At 44.1% G+C, this 2,778-nt stretch carries 3 protein-coding genes and 1 pseudogene (1 of these 4 only partly in view); 3 read left to right on the top strand and 1 reads right to left on the bottom strand.

Annotated elements, in window-relative coordinates:
• Nucleotides 1–775: pseudogene (gene asnS, locus Q0192_RS03810) on the bottom strand (asparagine--tRNA ligase) (it extends 683 nt beyond the left edge of the window).
• A 169-nt stretch (nt 776–944) separates the two neighbouring features.
• Here asnS and Q0192_RS03805 point away from each other — a divergent pair.
• The 3 genes from Q0192_RS03805 to Q0192_RS03795 all read left to right on the top strand — a co-directional run.
• A complete protein-coding gene (locus Q0192_RS03805) occupies nt 945–1,154 on the top strand; it encodes a hypothetical protein (RefSeq protein WP_299286312.1) in 210 nt (69 codons plus the stop codon).
• A gap of 155 nt (nt 1,155–1,309) precedes the next feature.
• A complete protein-coding gene (locus Q0192_RS03800; protein WP_299286309.1) occupies nt 1,310–2,506 on the top strand; it encodes a hypothetical protein in 1,197 nt (398 codons plus the stop codon).
• On the top strand, nt 2,503–2,778 hold a 276-nt coding region (locus tag Q0192_RS03795; RefSeq protein ID WP_299286307.1), incomplete at its 3' end, for a hypothetical protein. The genes Q0192_RS03800 and Q0192_RS03795, both read left to right, overlap by 4 nt.

Genomic DNA, 2,778 nt, shown 5'->3' with positions numbered 1-2,778 from the left:
GGTTCATGTTATCTTCCAGATCGTAAAAAGCCATTTCCGGCTCAATCATCCAAAACTCCGCTAAATGTCGTGTGGTGTTAGAATTTTCGGCACGAAAAGTTGGGCCGAAAGTATAAACATCGCTTAAAGCCATTGCGCCTAACTCGGCTTCCAATTGGCCGGAAACCGTTAAATTGGTTGCTTTTCCAAAAAAATCTTCCTTGTAATCAATCTCGTTCTGATCTGTCTTCGGAACATTATTTAGATCAAAATTGGTAACGTGGAAAGTTTCGCCCGCGCCTTCCGCATCCGAAGCCGTTATGATTGGTGTTTGCAAATTTACAAACCCGCGTTCCTGAAAAAACTGATGAACGGCAAAAGCCAGCGTGTTACGCACCCTAAAAACAGCAGCAAAAGTATTGGTGCGAAAACGTAAATGTGCAATCTCGCGCAAAAACTCCAAGCTGTGTTTTTTGGGCTGAAGCGGATATTTTTCCGGGTCAGAATCGCCCAAAATTTCGATTGATGCTGCTTTTACCTCTACTTTTTGTCCTTTTCCCAGCGAAGCAACTACTTGTCCGGTTACGCTGATGGCCGCGCCGGTTGTTAAACGTTTAAGCAAAGTTGGATCTGTATTTTCAAAATCAACCACAACTTGCAGGTTTTGATTGGTTGAGCCATCGTTTAAAGCAATAAACTGGTTGTTGCGAAAGGTGCGCACCCAGCCTTTTACCGTAGTTTCAAATCCGGTTTCTCCGCTTTGCAAAAGCGCCTTGATTTTTGTTCGTTGGCTCATTTTAAAATACTTTTTTTGAGCGGCGAAAATACGATAAATTAAGCACACGTTGGTTTTGGAATTGAATTTTGGGCGGGCAGGAAAACCGTAAAGCAAATTGCAATCAATTTAAACAAAAGGATTTTGCCGCGGTTAGCCATTAAGAACAATCAACCCTAAACTATTCATCATGAAAAACCAACAAAATTATAGAACAACATTAGCAGCAGGAAAACCCAAACTTTATGTTTTGATGGGCCTGTTAACATTGGCGAGCATGTTTTTCGCTTGCAACAACAATTCCAGCAAAGCCAAACCAGATTTACAAAACGATACTTCCAGTGCGGTAACCAAACGTGTAGATACAGTTGCAGCGGATTCGGGAACCAAACAACCATAATTGTTTTTCCAATTTTTAGGTGATAAAAAGAGTTGTCCTGGTATTCGGGGCGGCTCTTTTTTTGTTGCTTCGGATGTAGAAAAGCAGAAAAAAAATATTTATTCTGAAAATATCCTTCAAATTAAATACTTTTAATTAACCAACAACGGCATCAAATGGAAACCAACCTTTACCTTCCAACAGATTATTCCGCAGAAAAAACGGAAACGTTAAGCACCGTTTCTGCAGTCCAGCCTTACGTTTACGCCTGCGTTTTTTCATCATTGTGCATCGTAACCGGTTTAATTTGGGATATTTCCTGGCATATGAGCATTGGCCGCGATGGGCTTTTTGCGCCGCCGCATTTGGTGATTTACATCGGCGCCGTGGTTTCCGGTTTGTTTTCGGGCTTTCAGGTTTTAAAAACATCTTTCTTCAGCAACCCGGCAGAAAAGGCAAAAGCGGTAAAATTCTGGGGGATTTTTTACGGATCGCTGGGCGCGCTTTTTTGTATTTGGGGCGCTATCGCGATGCTTACTTCCGCGCCTTTTGACGATTGGTGGCACAACACTTACGGTTTGGATGTTACCATTCTTTCGCCGCCGCACACGTTGCTGGCCATTGGTATGATGATGATCCAGTTTGGCACTTTGATTGCCGTGATTGCCAGCACCAACCACCTCCGCGAAAATCAATCTAAAACCATCCATAACTGGCTTTTTGCCATAGCTTCCGGCTTGTTGCTTACCACTTTTTTTACGCTTTTTTCCGAATTTTTGGGGAAGCACCGCATGCATAAAGCTTTGTTTTACCAAATCGGCTGCCTGCTTTTTCCGCTTTATTTAATTACGGTTGCGCGCGCTTCTAAAATGAAATGGGCCGCCACCGCAACTGCTGCCGTTTACACGCTGCAATTGTTATTGATGCTGTGGGTTTTACCCTTGTTTCCAGCATCGCCGCGGCTTGGCCCCGTTTTAAACCACATTGACCATTACCAGGCTTTTGATTTTCCGCTGCTCGTCATCTTCCCGGCCATGATGATAGATTGGCTGTTCCTTCAGCTTCACACCAAAAAAGGATGGGTAAAAACAGTATCGGCGGCTTTGGCTTTTCTGGCCGTTTTCTTTGTGGTGCAATGGTTTTTCGGCACGTTTCTGCATACCTCGGTTTTGGCACGCAGTTGGTTTTTCGGCGGAACTTCCTGGTATTTCGGCTCCGACCCAAACTATCAATACCGTTATTCCTTTCGGCCCGAAAATGTAGATACGGGTTTTACGTTGATAAAAGGCTTGATGGTTGCGGCCGTAATTGCCCTGATTTCTGGCACAATTGGTTATAAATGGGGAAGTTGGATGCGAAAAGTACAAAGATGAAGGCGATAAAAACAGTATTAATTTTGATTTTGCTAAGCATCGGCCAAATCACTTTTGCACACGTTGGCAGCCCGGGCGTGATTTACGAAGGGAAAGCCGGGCCGTACAACGTTATCGTAAACATCAACCCGCCGGACGTGATTCCCGGAACGGCCAATGTTTCGGTTTATATTGAAAATTATGCGGTAAAAACAGTATCGGTGCAACCGGTTTACTGGTACGCCGGCGACAAAGGTTCGCCCAAAGCAGACGAAGGTTTGCCGGTAAAAGGG

Origin of the sequence: uncultured Mucilaginibacter sp., from assembly GCF_937859865.1 — a bacterium.
Taxonomy (GTDB): Bacteria; Bacteroidota; Bacteroidia; order Sphingobacteriales; family Sphingobacteriaceae; genus Mucilaginibacter_A.
This window is presented reverse-complemented; position numbering and strand designations above follow the sequence as displayed.